Annotated in this window: 9 protein-coding genes; all 9 read right to left on the minus strand. The window is 67.3% G+C overall.

The window, feature by feature from the left end; all coding sequences use genetic code 11:
* Window positions 1-194: 194 nt before the first annotated feature.
* On the minus strand, window positions 195-803 hold the full coding sequence (locus AC1DIM_RS03560) for a hypothetical protein (RefSeq protein ID WP_477709114.1): 609 nt from the start codon (window positions 801-803) through the stop codon (window positions 195-197).
* 120 nt (window positions 804-923) lie between these two features.
* A complete protein-coding gene (locus AC1DIM_RS03565; RefSeq protein WP_477709115.1) occupies window positions 924-5,369 on the minus strand; it encodes an FtsK/SpoIIIE domain-containing protein in 4,446 nt (1,481 codons plus the stop codon).
* Window positions 5,366-6,070, minus strand: coding sequence for a hypothetical protein (locus AC1DIM_RS03570; RefSeq protein ID WP_477709530.1), 705 nt, complete (start codon window positions 6,068-6,070; stop codon window positions 5,366-5,368). Before AC1DIM_RS03570 ends, AC1DIM_RS03565 begins: the two co-directional genes overlap by 4 nt.
* A gap of 52 nt (window positions 6,071-6,122) precedes the next feature.
* Window positions 6,123-8,015 (minus strand): serine/threonine-protein kinase, encoded by a 1,893-nt coding sequence (locus AC1DIM_RS03575; protein ID WP_477709116.1) that lies wholly within the window; start codon window positions 8,013-8,015, stop codon window positions 6,123-6,125.
* A complete protein-coding gene (locus AC1DIM_RS03580) occupies window positions 8,012-9,703 on the minus strand; it encodes an FHA domain-containing protein (protein WP_477709117.1) in 1,692 nt (563 codons plus the stop codon). Before AC1DIM_RS03580 ends, AC1DIM_RS03575 begins: the two co-directional genes overlap by 4 nt.
* A gap of 1 nt (window position 9,704) precedes the next feature.
* A complete protein-coding gene (locus AC1DIM_RS03585; protein ID WP_477709118.1) occupies window positions 9,705-10,607 on the minus strand; it encodes a PP2C family protein-serine/threonine phosphatase in 903 nt (300 codons plus the stop codon).
* The gene (locus AC1DIM_RS03590) at window positions 10,604-11,800 is read right to left on the minus strand and encodes an RDD family protein (protein WP_477709119.1); all 1,197 of its coding nucleotides are present in this window, start codon (window positions 11,798-11,800) and stop codon (window positions 10,604-10,606) included. Before AC1DIM_RS03590 ends, AC1DIM_RS03585 begins: the two co-directional genes overlap by 4 nt.
* A 218-nt stretch (window positions 11,801-12,018) precedes the next feature.
* The gene (locus AC1DIM_RS03595; protein WP_477709120.1) at window positions 12,019-14,625 is read right to left on the minus strand and encodes a transglutaminase TgpA family protein; all 2,607 of its coding nucleotides are present in this window, start codon (window positions 14,623-14,625) and stop codon (window positions 12,019-12,021) included.
* Window positions 14,622-15,953 carry a DUF58 domain-containing protein gene (locus AC1DIM_RS03600; protein WP_477709121.1) on the minus strand — a complete coding sequence of 444 codons (1,332 nt, stop codon included), beginning with the start codon at window positions 15,951-15,953 and terminating at the stop codon, window positions 14,622-14,624. The genes AC1DIM_RS03595 and AC1DIM_RS03600 overlap by 4 nt, the downstream gene beginning before the upstream one ends.
* Window positions 15,954-15,986 lie beyond the last annotated feature (33 nt).

Genomic DNA, 15,986 nt, shown 5'->3' on the forward strand with positions numbered 1-15,986 from the left:
CAAATAGCCATCAGTTTCTCCTCATAAGTCATCGGATCCGATCCAGATCGGCATCCCCCGCGGCCCCCGGCTCATCCGGAAGATCCATTGCCCCCAACCTAACCCGGCCCCGGAAACCCGTCGATGGGCACCGCTGCCCATCCGCCACTGCACAGGGGCGGGACCCTCGAACAGCACGGGACAGGGAAGGGCAGTCAGTGCGAGGACAACCGGTTCCGGCCCCACCAGGCAAACGCGAGGCCCGCGACTCCCACCAGCAGTACGCCCGCCATGATGGGCAGCAGCCCTGGGCTGCCCAACAGCCCGGAGTCATCGCTCCGGGACACTGCGGCCGCCTGCGTGGGCTTTGCCGACTTCGTGACCGGCGTATCCCAGTTAGATTCGGCGGACGGGCTGGCGGAAGCCGCGGAAGGCGACGCAGCACTGGTTGTGGCCACCGGCGTCGGCGCTTCCTCAACGGCAGAAACTGCAGGCTCCGGGGCACGAGTGAGCACCGGTGCCGGAGCGGGAGCCGGTTCGGCCGAAACGGGCGGGGCTGTGGGGGACGGGGCGGGCACTACGGGCGGAGCCGCGGGCGGAGGTGTGGGAGTGGCCGACGGCGGCTCGGTCGGCTTCCCTGTGCCGCGATCTGTCGGCGGGGCCTTCTGGTCGCCGGGGAGAAGCCCGCAGACGATTCCGCAGCCCGGACCGGTGTCGCCGTCGGCGGCCTGCGCGGGAGCGGCCGCCGACAAGCCGACCGTGAACGCCAGCACCGTAACAACCGCGGCGGCGACGCTACGGGGCGCGGAGGAGGATCGGATCATAGTTACCTTTGCGGACGGCGCGCGGCACCCCTCCGCGGCGAACTAGTGTTGCCGGTAGTCTTCTACAGCGCCGCGGGGCCCGCAAATCCCTGGATTTGCAGGCCCCGGCGCTGCCTGGCCTCAGTCCCTGTTTTCAGGCGGCAGGGCGATCTGCAGTTTGCGGGCCTTGCCGCGTCCCACTATGTAGCCGCGGCCCGGGATGAACTGCGGGCTCACGCGGCCCAGCGACGTGCTCAGCAGGCTGTCCCCTTCGATGTCTCCCGGGTTCACCAGCAGTCCTCGGCGGCCGGACTTGAACGGCTGCGCCAGGGACCAGGCGGAGGACCAGGTTGACGTCTCGGATTCGCCGATAACCCACTGGTCAGCCTTGAGGGACGCCGTCACGAGCTGCGCGACGCCCGATTCCGCCACCGTGTCCGTGAACTCGGTCAGGCCTTCGATGAAGAAGGCCACCTTGCCCGGGTTTCCGCTGGAATGCTCCGTCAGGTCTTCCACCATCCCGGACAAATCGTCGGCGCCTACAATCGAGCGGTTCCAGAGCGGCAGCGACGCCACCGCGGACCGGCGCGAGCCGATGTACACCAGTTCCGTGTCCGGGTTGGACCGGCGCAGCGCATAGGCCAGGCTGACCAGGGCCACGGTACGCCCTGCCCCCGGCGGCCCTGCCAGGAGCAGCGGGCCCTTGGCCATGATCTCGGCCGGCTGCAGCGTTTCGTCGTCGACGCCGATGACCGGGAGGTCCGGGCTGCCAGCCGGCAGCAGGTCCAGGTCCACCTGTTCCGGCAACCGTTGGATCTTGGGTGCCGGGTCCAGTCCCTGGCGCAGCATCGCCTGGCTGAGTTTGTGGACCTCGCGCGCCTGGAGGGCGAGGTTGGAGTTCCCGCCCAGGACGGCCAGTTGCACCTCGAGGCCGCCCAGCAGTCCGCGTCCGGGCGGTGAGGAGGAGCTGAGCACATCCCTGGGGACGTTCATGGACAGGTAGTCGTCTTCGGAGGACAACCGCAGCACCAGGCGGCGCTGGATGGAGGCAAGCAGCGACGCCGGTACCGAGTTGGGCCGGTCACCGGTAATGACGAGGTGGATTCCCAGGGGGCGGCCGTCGGTGGCCAGTTGGAGGAATATGTCCCACAGCGAGGACAGGCTGCTGTACTCGTAGGTCTCGCGGAACGCTGACATGCCATCGAGCAGGACGAAGATGCGCTTCTCGTCCGGGCGGTCAGCCAACGACCGGTACTCGACGATGGTGGAGGCCCGGACATCGGCATAGCGCGAAGACCGTTCATCGGCGATGTCGCGGAGCAGCCGCAGCAAGCGGCCCACGCGCTCCACGTCGTCGCCGTCGATGATCTCCCCCACGTGCGGAAGCCCATCGAGCATCTTCAGCCCCGAGGATCCGCAGTCAATCCCGTACATGTGCACGGGACCGCCGCGGGGCGTGACGGCGGCGGCGATCGCGATCCCGCGCAGTGCCGCGGACTTGCCGGAGCCGCCGGTCCCGTAAATAGCCATGTTGCCGTCTTTGTCCGGTTCGTAGAACACCGTGGGCTGTTCCTGCCGGGCGGGATCGTCCGCCACGCCCAGGAGCAGCCGCTCATCGGTCCGCGGGTTGGGCAGCTTGGAGAAGTCGTAGGTGGTGGCGAGCTCGTCCAGCCATGGTTTGCGCGGCGGCCGGATGGCCAGCGATTCGGCCGCGCGGATGATGTTGGCGGTCATCCTCGCGATGTCGTTGGGACCGGCGGGAGCTTCCTTGACAGGCTTCTCCGGGGCGGGAGCTTCCCAGCTCTGCCCCGACCCGAAAGCCATTTCCACGATGTCGATCTGCGGACGCTGGGGCTTGTCAGTAGTCCAGCCGCCGGCGTAGCCGGTCTGGAAACCCTGGATGCGGCCAGGTCCGGTTTTGGCCGCCCCGCGTCCCGGGACGGAGGGGTCGAAGTAGGCTGCGTCAGGCACACCAAGGATGTCGGTGGCATCCTCTTCGTCGGCCATGCGCAGGGCCACCCGGAGGTTGGTGTTGGCGCGCAGGCTGTCCTTGATGACGCCGGCGGGACGCTGCGTGGCCAGGATAAGGTGCAGGCCCAGGGACCGGCCACGGGCTGCAACGTCCACCACGCCGTCAACGAACTCAGGCACTTCGGTGGCCAACGCGGCGAACTCGTCAACGATGATGACCAGGTACGGCGGCGCCTCGGGGTCCGCTTCGCGCTGGAGTGCCAGCAGGTCCTTGGCTTTCTTCCGGTTCAGCAGATGCTCCCGGTAGTGCAGCTCTGCGCGCAAAGACGTCAGCGCGCGGCGGACCAGGTGCTGGGAGAGGTCGGTGACCAGGCCCACCGTGTGGGGCAGGCTGAGGCAGTCAGCGAACGCGGCCCCGCCTTTGTAGTCCACAAAGAGGAAGCTCACCCGGTCCGGGCTGTAAGCCGCGGCCATACCCATGACCCAGGACTGCAGGAACTCGGACTTGCCGGCGCCGGTGGTGCCTCCCACGAGTGCATGCGGGCCCTCGTTCTTTAGGTCCAGGTACAGCGGTTCGATGCCCTTGGAACCCACCAGGGCGCGGAGGGTTCCGTTGTCCTTTCGGTTGGGCACGGCAGAGGCATGGACAGAATTGTTTTCTTCCCAGCGCTCAGCGACCGCCTGCGGGTTGTCCAGGAAATCCTTGCCGATCAGGGTGGCATAGGACACCGCGCGAGGCAGGTCAGAATCGTCCGTCACCGGCTTGCCGACGTCCACCACCGGCGCCAGCATCCGTGCCAGCTGGGCGGCGAGTTCGGCGTCGAGGCTTTCGCAGCTGACGGGATAGGTGTGCCGGCCCAGCCGAACCTGGCCGGTGGTGGTGCCGTTGTCCCCGTCCACCACCATGAAGTCGCGGCAGGCGGCCGGGAGCGCCTGGATCTCGGTGGCCACCCACATGACGTGGACGCCGGAGTCCGGTCCGCGTTCGGCGAGGCGGGTCAGCCGGCCGCGGTCAACCGGGGCGTCGTCCTCAACAATGACCAGGACCGCGGGCAACACCGGTGCAGCGAGCTCGTGCCTGGCCGGGTCAATCACTCCCCTGGCGTCGGGGGCTGAGCGCTTGGCCATGGCCTCCCGGGCATCGAGCAGGTCCTCCAGCCGGGCCAGGAGGGAGGAGCCGCTGGCGGAACCGGCGGCAAGGTGGTCGCCGGAAAGGGGGCTGTGGCCCGAGCCCACATGGGGCAGCCACTGCAGCCAGTCCCAGCGCTGGCGGGACTGCGCGGAGGTGATGGCCGTGACCACCGCTTCAGCAGGTGAGTGCAGCCCCACGAACTGCAGCACCATGCCGCGGGCCACATCGTCTACGAGACCGCGCGCTCCGGCGACGCCGAAGGCTCCTGCCGTTCGCAGCTGGGAGACCACGGGCACGCCTTCGATGTCCCGGAACTGCTTCAGGCAGTCCTGGATCTCGCGCATGTATTCAGCTTCGGTGTCGTTGTTGTTGGGTTCCTCGAACATGATCCGGGACGGGCTGGTGCCAAGCCCGAACCGCAGGCCAAGGAAGCCGAGGTGCTCGGGGCGGTGGGTCCACAGCAGCGGGCCGAGCTTGTAAATGGAATCCACGGTGTCGCTCACCGAAGGTGCCTCCTGCAGGCGGACCGCGCGTTCCACATGCTGCAGTTCGGTGATGGCTTGCCGGAAGGCGGCCATGGACCCGCGGAACTGTTTGAGCTGCTCCTTCTGCTTGCGCTTCGTCTGCATCTTTTGGTCAACGAAGTGGCCCACAATAAACAGCGGCATCATCATCATGAAGATCACCGAGAGCATGTTCCGCGTCACTGCGAACAGGATGCCGCCCATCAGCAGTGGCGCCATCAGCATGATGAACGGGAACGCCTGGGGGTCCGGCCGCTTTGGGCCCGCCGGTGGGACGCGCTTGGGCGCGTCGAAGCGGGGAACCACGCGCGGGGAGCGGTTGAAATCGACAAGGGGCGACGTCGGCGCTGCCGCGTGGTTGTGCCCCAGCGGAACCACCGTCACGGTGGTCTCCCCCAGGGTGACGGTGTCCGACGAGTTCAGCGTTGCCCTGGTGACGGGGAGTCCGTCCATGAGCAGGCCATTGGCCGAATTGGTGTCCACGATCTCAACGCTTTCGCCCACCGTGATGCGGGCATGGCGTTTGGAGGTCAGGGGATCTGAAAGCCGGATGTCAACGTCCCGGTCCCGGCCGATGTAGCTGGTGCCGGACGGCAGCGAAAATTCCTGCCCGACGTCGGGCCCTGAGAGGATCCGCAACGTTGCGGCAGCGGGGCCGCGGTTGGCGCCGGGAGCGCTGAAGTGTTCGCTGACCTCAGCCAGCGAGACCACGGAGCCCGGGCGCAGACCCGATTCCAGCAGGTTGTCCGTCCGGCTCAGGATGTTGCCGCGGATTCCCCCGCCCACAAAAGCCTCGTCAATGCGTAGGGAAAGGTTATCCGGTGCCGTGGACCCCTTCCGGTCGGGGTCCGCCACCCACAACTGGGTGGCGATGTCCGCCACGGTGGCCAGGCCGTCCACCGTAACGGCCAGGTCCTTGGTTTCCGCCGGGTCCCGGCGGAGTGTCAGCCGGATCCTCATCCTTCGTCCACGCCCCTCATCTTTTCCAAAAGATACAAATCGTCGACCGTCACCAGGTGGGTGGTGACAGCGTGTTCGACGAGCCGGGCGCGCCGGTTGGTGGCCAGCTTGCCGCCGCCGCCGCGAAGGCCCACCACGCCGACGCGGTCAAGTTTGTCGCAGACGTTGTCCAGCTTCCGGTTGAACCGGGTCAGTGCCCAGCCCAGGGTCTTGGCAGCCGCGGCCGACGACGGGAGGGCACTGAAACCGGTTCCCTCGCGCCGCAGCATGGGTTCGGCCAGCGCCACGATGAGGGCTTTCTGCGCGTCCGTGAAAACGACCGGGCCGATGGTGGTGTCACCGTTGCTGTCGTCTTCGCGTGATTGCTGGCGGAAGGACGGCGTTTTGAGGTGCACGGCGAACTCGTACGTCGTGGGGCCGGCAGTGAAAATGATGTTCGTGTGGCTGAATACCAGCGGTATGCGTGCCCCCGGGGACAGCCACGCCTGCATGCCGCCGGAACCGTCAGCCACGGTGGCGGACAGCATCCTGCCCACGTTGCTGAGCCACCACATCCCGTCGTAGCGGGCCACCTGCAGGAACTGGCGGTGAAGGTACGGGTTGTCATCCACCTCGAGATCGCCTTCCCGGCCGATGTTGAAGATCTCCTCATCGGACGGTTCGTACCATTCACCACAGAAATCTATTGCCAGATCCCCCATATTCCGTGCCTCCTCGTTGGGCAAAACGCGTGCTCCTAGGTCAGGTGCCTGTCTATTTCGTGTAGCAGGTTCCAGAGGGTCCCTCCATTGGGGAGGCGGCTCCATCCGCCCTGACGATCATGACGTCAATGCAGGTGATGTTTCTGTCCGGCGGCGGTGCTACTTCGACGCGGGTCTCCTTGGCCACCTGGTAGGGCCCTGGTTCACGGGTCACGAAATCAGTGAGGCGCCACTTGTAGGTGTCGCCGTCCTTCGGCTGGGGATTAGTCCAAGTGAAGACAATCCTGCCGTTGGCGCCCATCCCACCATCGAGGTCCGCCACATCCGGGACGGTGCCGCTATCCAGGGCATCTGCCGGGGGCTTGCTGATCTGGCTGGTCACAGCCACCTTCGGCTCCGGGGCTGATGAGGCCAGCACGATGCCCACAATGATCGCCAGGACCAGTACGGTTCCGCCGGCGAGGCCGAGCCACAGGTTCCGCTTGCCGTGGTCAGGAGTACTCTCCGGTGCCGTTTCCGGCCCGGCGGCGGGACGGCTGATGGTCGCGTCAATCTCCGGTTCCGTGCGGCCCGTCCGGCCGCCGGCCTGCTGTGCTGGCTGTCCGGCCCGGGCCGGGAGCAGGCCAGGGCGCTGAACAGTTGCGTCGGGTACGGTGCCGTAGTCAGCGGCGGCCGGCGCGCTGCCGCGGAGCATCGTGGCATGGGCCCACTCCCCCGCCGGATCGCCAACCGCATCGCCGGCCAGGTTGCTGCCGGCGGGGCTGCTGTAGCCCGGGCCACCAAACAGGGTGCCGATACCCTGGCCGTCCTGCGGGCTCGTGAACAGACTGCCCGGAACCTGCGGCCGGGGCACGGACGCTGCCGCCGGTGCCGGTGCCGGTGCCGGTGCCGGTGCCGGGGCAAATCCTCCTGCGGAAAAGCCCGACGTCGGGCCGCCGGCTTCGGGAGCCTTGGGCCGGGTGCGTGCCGGGAAAGTCGGGGCGCTGCCGGTCCGCTCCGGATCGATGGCCGCAATGCTCCGGACGCGGGTCTCCTCGAAACCGTCATCAGGGTGGCTCTCATCGTGCCGGGCCTCTTCGAGCACTTCAAAGGGCGTGACCGAGAGGTTCAGTTCAGCCTGGATCCGCTGCAGGGCCAGGGCGAAGGCGTGGGCCGAGGAGTACCTGGAGGCAGCAGGCTTGGCCATGGCCGTGGCAAGCGCGCGTTCCAAGGACTCGGGCACGTCGGCCCGGCCCAGACGGGGCAGCGGCGAGTTGGTGATGCGCGAGATCAGTTCACGCTGGGAATTGTCGGTGCCCGGCATCACGAACGGCGACCTGCCAGCGAGCAGGGTGTAGAGAGTGGCGCCCAGCGCCCAAACATCCACCATCACGCCGTCGACGGGGCCGTCCATGAACTGTTCCGGCGGCGACCACGGGATGGACATTCCGGCGTCTTCATCGGCGTCGCCACCCAGGGTGCCCGAGATTCCGAAGTCCGTCAGGGCGGGCCGGTTGTAATCGGTGACCAGGATGTTGGCGGGCTTGATGTCCCGGTGGGCGATGCCCGCGCGGTGGGCGGTCTCGACGGCGGAGGCCACCTGGATGCCGACGGCGAGGACCTCGTCAACGCTGAAGCGCTGCCGGCGGTACCGGACATCCAGGCTGGGCCTGGAGCAGTACTCCATGGCCAGGTAGGAGTGCCCGGCCTCGGTCACCTCCGCCTCAAAAATCGTCACGATGTACGGGTGGGACGAGAGCTGCGCCATCAGGTTGGCCTCGGACTCGAACCTGCGCCGGGCGCCTTCGGTCTTCAGGTCCGAGAGGAGGACCTTGACTGCCACCTTGCGCCGGGGACGGTCCTGTTCATAAAGGTAGACGTCGGAGAACCCGCCAGAGCCAAGCAGGCTGATGTAGGTAAACCCCGGAATAGGGGGCGGCGGCGCAATTGGCCGTTTGGAACTCAAAGAATCTCCTCAAAACGCAATGAGATGTCGTCACCCAGTTCCGCGATATCGCCGTCGAGCAGGATGGCCATCTCGTTCTGGGCCAGGCGGCGCGGCTGCTGGCCCTCGCGGACCAGGAACGTGCCGTTCGTAGCCTTCAGATCGCACAGCATCACGTGCCAGCCCTCAAGCCGGACCTCAACGTGCGAGCGTGAAATGTCGCCGCCGGGGCTGGACACCTGGACGAGCCTGGGCATCACGCCGCCCTGCACGCGGGACACTGACGGCTGACGACCGATCACCAGCGACTGGTCCAGGTCCACCAGTTCACCGGTGGAGACGCGCATTCTCCCGAGCCGTGGCCGGGCAACCTGGACAGCGTCCGGTGGCAGCGGCAAACCGCACGTGGCGCACTGGGCATGGGTGGGCGGGTTGGCGTGGCCGCGGTCGCAGACCAGTGCCAGGACCAGGGGTCCGGCGCCGGATACCGGTCCTTGTACCGGTTCCGGGTGTGCGCCCATGCCGGCGACGTCGCTCTTCATGATGGTTTGGCCGTCATGGTCCCCGTCGAACTCTTCGGGCTCTGTGGCCGGACCGCTGGCGGGAACCGGCGTCTGGGGCAGGTTGAACGACGGCTGAACCTGCCCGGCCGCCACACCGCTTGCCCCGGTCCGCCACGGGACCGAGTCAATGATGCCGCCGCCGCGTGCCGGAGCCGGCACGGAGGCTGGAGGTGGTGTGGCTGCTGCCGGTAGGTCCGGCCCCGCGTCAGTTTCAGGTGCTGCGTCAGTTTCAGGTGCTGCTGCGTCAGGTGCGTCGGCGTCGGATTCCTCCGGCTCGTCGCGCACGGCTGCGTCCTCGATGCGGCGGATCACAGTCTTTTCCCACAGGTGGTCGTACGTGCCGGTCAGCTCGTGGGCGGGCATCTGGTCGGCAGGGGCCTCCTGCCCAGGCTCAGCTGTCTCCGCGGCATAGTGGGAGTCATCGTCCATGAGCCCCAGCACCGTCTCAGCTGAGACTTCGCGTTCCGTAGTTCCGCTGCTGCCGCCGGCACCCGAGCCGTCGGCGTGGGCCCCCGATGGAACGTCAGCGTCCTGCGCCGCGTCAGTTTCAAGGACGACGGCGGGCTCCGGTGCTGCGTCCGGCTGCGGTTTAACTCCGGGCTGAGATGCAACTTCCAGCTGCGGTGCGGCGGCGGGTTCCGGCGCGGCGGACTCAGGCACCACAGCCGGTTCCGGTGTAATGATTTCCCGTGCCTCAGCCGGGGCACCGGTTACTTCCACCGTCAGCGACTGCAGCAGGACCACGCCCTCGGTGAGGGGCAGGACAGTGCCGGGCCCGGCGCCGCCCGCGACGGTCAGGCGGTACCACTCGGGCAGGTCGAAGCGTCGCTCAGTCCAGGTGGTGACATCACGTCCGTTCAAGTCCTCGGCGCCGCAGGGCAGCTGTACGGTCAGGTCAAGGTCGCCGCGAAGGAAGACCCGCAGTGCGTCACGGCAATCCACGATGCCGAACGACGGGATCTTTGCCAGGGAAACACCGAAGCTGCTGGTCACCGCATGAAGGACTTCGTGTACTTCCGGAGCGTCCTCGAGCAGGTCCCAGAGCGTCTGGACGAGAGCTGGCGGGGTGCCGGGTCCTAGGAAGACGGCAGTACGCGAGCGGAGGACGCCCAGCCAGGTGCCCGCTGTGTAGTTGGCGGTGGCCATCTCAGTGCCTACCGCTTTCGTCGTCATCCGCAGCTGGCCGGCTGGCGTCAACAATTTCTGCCCTAGGCAGCGTGACCTCCACTTCCGCATCAACGGTGGGCCGGGGTGCGGTGGTGGCAATGCCGGCGTCGTTCATCACGTTTTTGGCGTCAACCACAATGACCGTGACGTTGTCACGGCCCCCGTTKCGGAGGGCGGCCTGGATCAGGGCATCTACGGCGTCCTGGGGGTGGGCAACGGTGCTGAGGATGCGGTGGATGTGTTCGTCGGTCAGCTCGGCATTGAGGCCGTCGGAGCAGATCATGATCCGGTCGCCTTCCTCAACCGGCAGCAGCCAGTAGTCCGCTTCCGTCTCGTCGCCGGTTCCCAGGGCCCTGGTGACCACGTGGCGGCGGGGGTGGACGGTGGCCTGCTCCGGTGTGATTTCACCGGCGTCCACCAGTTCCTGGACCTCAGAGTGGTCCACGCTGACCTGGGCAAAATGCCCCTGGCTCAGCCGGTACGTCCGGGAATCGCCGATGTTCAGGACAAGCCAGTACGGCATCCCCATCTGCTCCACCACAACAGCGCCTGTCAGGGTGGTTCCGGCCCGGGCCCCTGTGGCTTCCCGGATGGAGCTATCGGCACGGACCAGGTATTGCTGGAGCACAGCGGCCGTGACGCTGCGCTCCCCGGTGGCCAGCTGCGGCATGGCAGCGAGCGCACGGACGCACATGCCGCTGGCAATCTCCCCGGCTTCGTGGCCGCCCATGCCGTCCGCCACGGCAAAGACGGGGTCCGAGGCGATGAAGGAGTCTTCGTTGAGCTCGCGGCGCAGTCCGCGATCCGTGCCGTAGCCGTAGCTCAGGCTGAGTCCGGGTCCGTTTTCTGCGTCGGAGGAAACACTGGCGGGCTGAGGGTTCATGCCTGTCCTAGGTGGAAGGAGCGGTCACCAAAGTGGACAGTGGTTCCCGGACTGATAAAGGCGGGCACGCCGGGCTGCAGGGGCGTCCGACGGCCGTCCGGCGTGGTGACCGCGCTGCCGTTGGTGGAGTTGCGGTCCGTCACCCAGATGCCTGCGCCGTCGGTCAGCAGGTGGAGGTGCGTTTTGGAAATCGAGCGGCCGGGATCGGTGACGGCCAGGAGCTGGGCCTGCTGCTCACCCGTCCGGGCCACGGGGTTGCGCCCCACCAGGACGCTGCGGTCGAGCTGGAAGTCCCGGCCGTCGTCGAGCTTGATCCGCAGCACCGCGACAGGCGCGGCATAGGCCGCACCGCCGCGCATCTGCGTGCGGTCAAGGTCATCGTCGGGGTGTGTTGCGCCGGAGGCGGGAACCGGCAGGGTGACCGCAGGAGTTACCGGCGGGTGGAACGAATTGGCAGCCTGCGGGGCGAACGACGGCGGCGCATACGTCTGTGCCGCGGTGTGAGGCTGCGCTGGGCTGGGCTGGGCTGCGGCGGGCTGCCGCGCCACCGGCGAAGCCACCGGCTGCACGGGCGGCAGGTCCAGGGGCGCGAAGCTGTACGGACCCTGGATGCCGCCCGAGGTGAGTGGGTTGCGGCCCGCGTTGACATCGAAGACCAGGGTTTTAGCCGCTGCATCATGCCAGCCACGGAGCCTGCCGTTGGCGTCCCACGTGTTGGAGACAACCACCAGGACAGCCCACGCGGCACCGATCAGAACCAACGGTCCCAGGATGAACAGCGCGATGTCGAACCACCTGAAGATGACGATCAGCACCGCGGCCAAGAGCGCCAGGATGATCCCGGCCCCTGTGACGAGGCCACGCAGGAACACTCCCCCCGTACCCGGGGCGTAGCCGTCCTTGTCGGCACTGCGGATACCCATGACCCGGTTGCCGATGGTGGCACCGGAACGGCCCTCCATACCCGCGAGGACCACCAGGTACACCAGGGTCAGCCCCGTTCCGATGCTGCCGAACAGGACCAGGGAGGCTGTGTCGTAGATGATAAATCCGCCGCTTTGGGTGCGGGTGATGCCGGCGAAGCCGATGGCGAAGGTCACCACCAACACCGCGACGGGCGCCAGCCAGTCCAGTACTGCGGCGCCAAGCCTTTTGCCGGCCGTGGCTGGAACCAGCTCAAGATTGGCTGCCATTCCCGTTCCTCCCCCTGGAGCCGTTTGTACTACCGGGATAGTACCGGGAATCTGACCCGCGTGCGCCGCGGCGCTTTCCATCACGGCACGTTGTGCGTGGTCGACGTTGCGTCCGCTGCGGGCGGATCTGTTGGGCAGCGGAGCACTGCAGGCCGTGCAGAACGTGGCGCCGCCGCGGATTAGTTGCTGGCACCGCTGGCAGCGCTCGGGCTCAGTCATCATGAGTCAGTGTGGTTCTTCCTGCCGGGGTTCCGCAGAACGGTGGTCTGATCAGCCTCGGAGGCGGCCGGCGTTCTGGCCGATCCGTCGCCCTGCAGCGCAGGACCCGTGCCGCCGGGAACGTCCGGACCGGTCTCCACCCTACCGGTGGCGGACGCTGGTGCCGCCACATTCCTGGCGGGACGCGACGGCAGCAGCAGCCCCAGCCGCGCACTGCGCAATTTCAGGGCAGTACGGCCATCGGCCAGCAGCGACCGGGGCGAGAGCCTGGCCCGTTGGCGGCGCCAGAATCCTACCGTTCCGGTGATCTCCTTCAGTGAACCGTCCACGATGGCCCAGTACTCCCGGACCTCTTCCTCGGTGGGCTGGCCCGCCCCGAAAATGGAGGCATCCGCGCGGTTCGCCAGCATGGTGGTGGTCTGCCCGGCGGCGGGGAAGGCCTCCGCAACCACCGCCGCACTTTCGCGCCGCGTTGAACGGCTGTCAATCCCGGCGCCCATGTCTGTAGCCAGGCTCAGAACCTCATTCCAGCCGCCGCCGACACGGTGCGCGGGGTGCCCCGTGGTGAAACGCGCCTTCCGGCGTCGTGACTTGAGGAGCGGGATGAGCAGCAGCGGCAGCGCAAGGGTTGCCAGCGGAATGACGGCAACACCCAGGGCACCGAGCAGGGCACCCCAGAACAGCCAGGGGTTGTTCTTCTTCTCGTCCGCGTCCAGCGCGTCCGGCGAGGAATCCGCAGGCAGGTCCACCGGTTCCTGCGGCGGGGGCGGCGGCTGCAGCACCTGCGGTTTAGGTTTGGACTTGTTTTCAGGGTCCGGCGGGATGGGGATGTTGTCCTTGGGCGGCGTGGGGTCGAAGCTGACCCAGCCCACCCGGTCGAAGGCAACTTCCACCCAGGCGTGGACGTCCTTTCCCGTCATTTTGACCTCGCCGGCGCCGTTCTCCGGGCTGGTCGGATCAGGGTAGAAACCCATCACGACGCGCGACGGGATGCCAAGGTGCCGCAGCATCAGCGACATGGACACTGCGTACTGTTCGTCGTCACCGAGCATCTGTTTGGCGGTCAGCAGGTTCCTGATGCGGGACGCACTGTGGCCGGACACGCTGGGCAGCTGGCCTTCGGTGATCAGCCCGTTGCTGAACGCCCCGGTCTTCTGGAAATGCGCTTCGATCTGGCGCACGCGGTCAATGGGCGTGGGCGCATCGGCCGAGAGGTCATTGGCTTGGGAACCAACTACCGGCGGAACCTCAAGGGCATCCGGGAGGGTGATCTTGGCGAAGTCGTACTGGGTCAGCTGGCCGTGCTCAAGCTTGACCGGCTCGGAGACCTGGACGCTGTAGGAATCGCCCTTCGACAGGCCCTGGGTGGTAACAGCCGTGTCCGTGCCCGCGTTGAAGTAAAGCCCCGATGCCGCAGCGGACGCACTCCGGTCAAAGCTCAGGCCGGTGGTCTTCCGGCCGCCGGGGACAAAGTAGCCCTGGTAGTCCTCGATGGTGATGTCCATCGAATAGTCCTTGGTGGGCACCACACTGGCCGTGTCTGCCAACGTGTTAATGGACGCAGTGTCGCCCACCTTGCTGAAGCTGCCCGAACCGTTGGGGTCCATGTTGTAGTTGGTGCCATTGAATGCATCCAGGGCGCCCAGCCGGACCCTGCCGTCCCGGGGAAGGCCCTTGACCACAAAAAGGGTGTCGTCCTTCCGGTCTTTGACGAAGGTCCGGAAACTTGCCAGGGGCGTGATGTAGTCCCTGGGGTCGAAGGGCGGGACCACCACGTTGCGGAGGACCTTGCGGTCGGTGCCGGCAGTGACCAGTGGCGCGGCGACGGCCGTGATGGCCACGGTGGCCGCGATGACCGCGGCTGCTGTACCGAGCCTGCGGAGTTTTGCCCGCTGGGCCGTGGCAGCGTCTGCCTGCAGCCGGTTGACCGAGATCTTCCGGGTATCACTGCGGCGCAGGGCGTCGCGGCGGAAGGTGGCCCAAGCGATCGCGACGACGGTCAGTCCAATGCCGCGCTCAACGGTGAGGAAGGCGGCGCTGGTGCTGAAGGCAATGCCGGTGACAAACAGGACCAGCACCGGCAGCAGCGGCCAGTAGGGGCTCTTCAGGCGCCAGGTCAGAAGGCCGGCCACCAGTGCGGTGAGCAGTGAACTCAGGAACGGGACGATCAGGACTCCGCCGGCGGATCCCACCGGGACGCCCACGGTAAGCATGTCCTTCCAGGCGAACACCACGCCCAGCAGCAGCGTACGCAGGGAATCGAGGCTGGGAACGAAACCTGCGATCGCCGCATCCGGCACAGCGAGGAACGTGCCGAAGACCAGGTAGGCGCCCAGGGCGAGGGCGCTGCTGATCAGCAGGCCTAGACGCAGATGGGCGTCGAGGGCGGCGATGCCGAGGCCCAGGATGATGCCGCCGAAGCCGGAGATCAGGTAGTAGGGGTCGCCGCCGAAGCTGAGGCTGAATCCCAGGACGCCGAGCCCGAGCAATACGGTGAGCGCGCCGGCGTCGAGCATGACGTGCCAGGCCGGACGGCCGTCGGCGAAGGCTGACTCATCCTGCCGCCGCGGGGACGTCCGGGGCCGGAGGTCGGATGCGGAGCTCATGCGGCTGCCTTTCGGAGGACGATGGCCAGGTCGGCGAGGTCGCCGAGAGTCAGCACGGTCAGGTCGGCATTATTTGCGCGGCCGGGGGCTGCCCCGGGCTGGAGGCGGACCGCCAGGCACCGCACACCGGGCGGCACGGACGCCGCCGCCGAGCGGAGCTGTGTGGGCGTCACATTGCTGCCCACCACAAAAAACACCACTGAAGCGTTAGGCACGGTGTCGGCAAGGGTCCGGGCGAGGTCGACGGCGGTACGCCGCATAGGTGCCCCGGCGATCCGGGTCATGTCATCCAGCAGGTTGCGGCCGGTTTCGCAGCGAAGCGGCCCCTTCTGCGTGAGGACATTGAGCTCGCGCTGCTCGCGGATGGCCTGCCGCCCGATCGAGGCGGCCGCCGAAATGGCCATTTCGAATTCCTGCTCGGAAGCGTATTCGTCAGTGTTGATGGAGAGCGAGATGGCCAGGTGGGCGCGCCGGGTCTCTTCGAACTGGCGCACCATAAGCTTGTTGGTCCGGGCGGTGGTCTTCCAGTGGATGTGTCGCCGGTCATCTCCCGGGACGTAGTCGCGCAGCGCGTGGAAGGAGACGTCGGCACTGGAGAGATCCGTGGTGGGCATGCCTTCAAGGTCGCGGATGAAGCCCGCTGCGGAACCGGCCAGGGCCACCGTTTTGGGGTGGACGAAGAGGTCCTCCGGTTCGGTCCACATGACCTGGCGGCGGAGCAGGTGCAGCGGGTCTGCCCTGACGGAGCGGACGGGCCCCACCACGATGACGGCGCGGCGGGCCGTGGGGATGGTGAAGAGGTCCTCGTGCACCTGCCGGGGCTTCATCCTGGGCAGGTGGAAGATCGCCGTGGCGTTGCCCACCGGCAGTTCCAGTGCGGCCGGCAGCAGCGGGCGCGCGGAGGTGTTGGAGACGGCGATGCTTCCTACCGCGCTGTCCCCCACGGCCACCCGGGTCCGGGCGAGGTCCAGGATCACGCCGTACGAGGAGCGGCCCAGAATGAACCCGATGGCGATCAGGAAGAGGACAAACGACGCGATGGCTGCAACCTTTGCCTCCTGCCAGCCGAAGGCCTGGCCCGCGGTCCACAACAGGATCGAGGCCAGCAGAACTGACCAGCCCAGCACGCTGACGACGGACAGGACCGGCCACACGAAGTGCAGCCACAGTCCACGGACCTTCTCCCACGCCGGGGTGAGGGCAAGTGCGGCAGTGCCGGTGGCCTCCGCCCAGACCGACGACGGATGCAGCCTGGTGGCCTTGCCGTCCCGGTGGAAGGGTTGCCGGAGGCGTTCAGCAAGCCGGGCCAGCGGAGTGCTGCTGGACATAGAGGTACCTTTGTTCGCGCTGAAGGGTGAATG

The organism is Pseudarthrobacter sp. 01T43 (assembly GCF_056398665.1).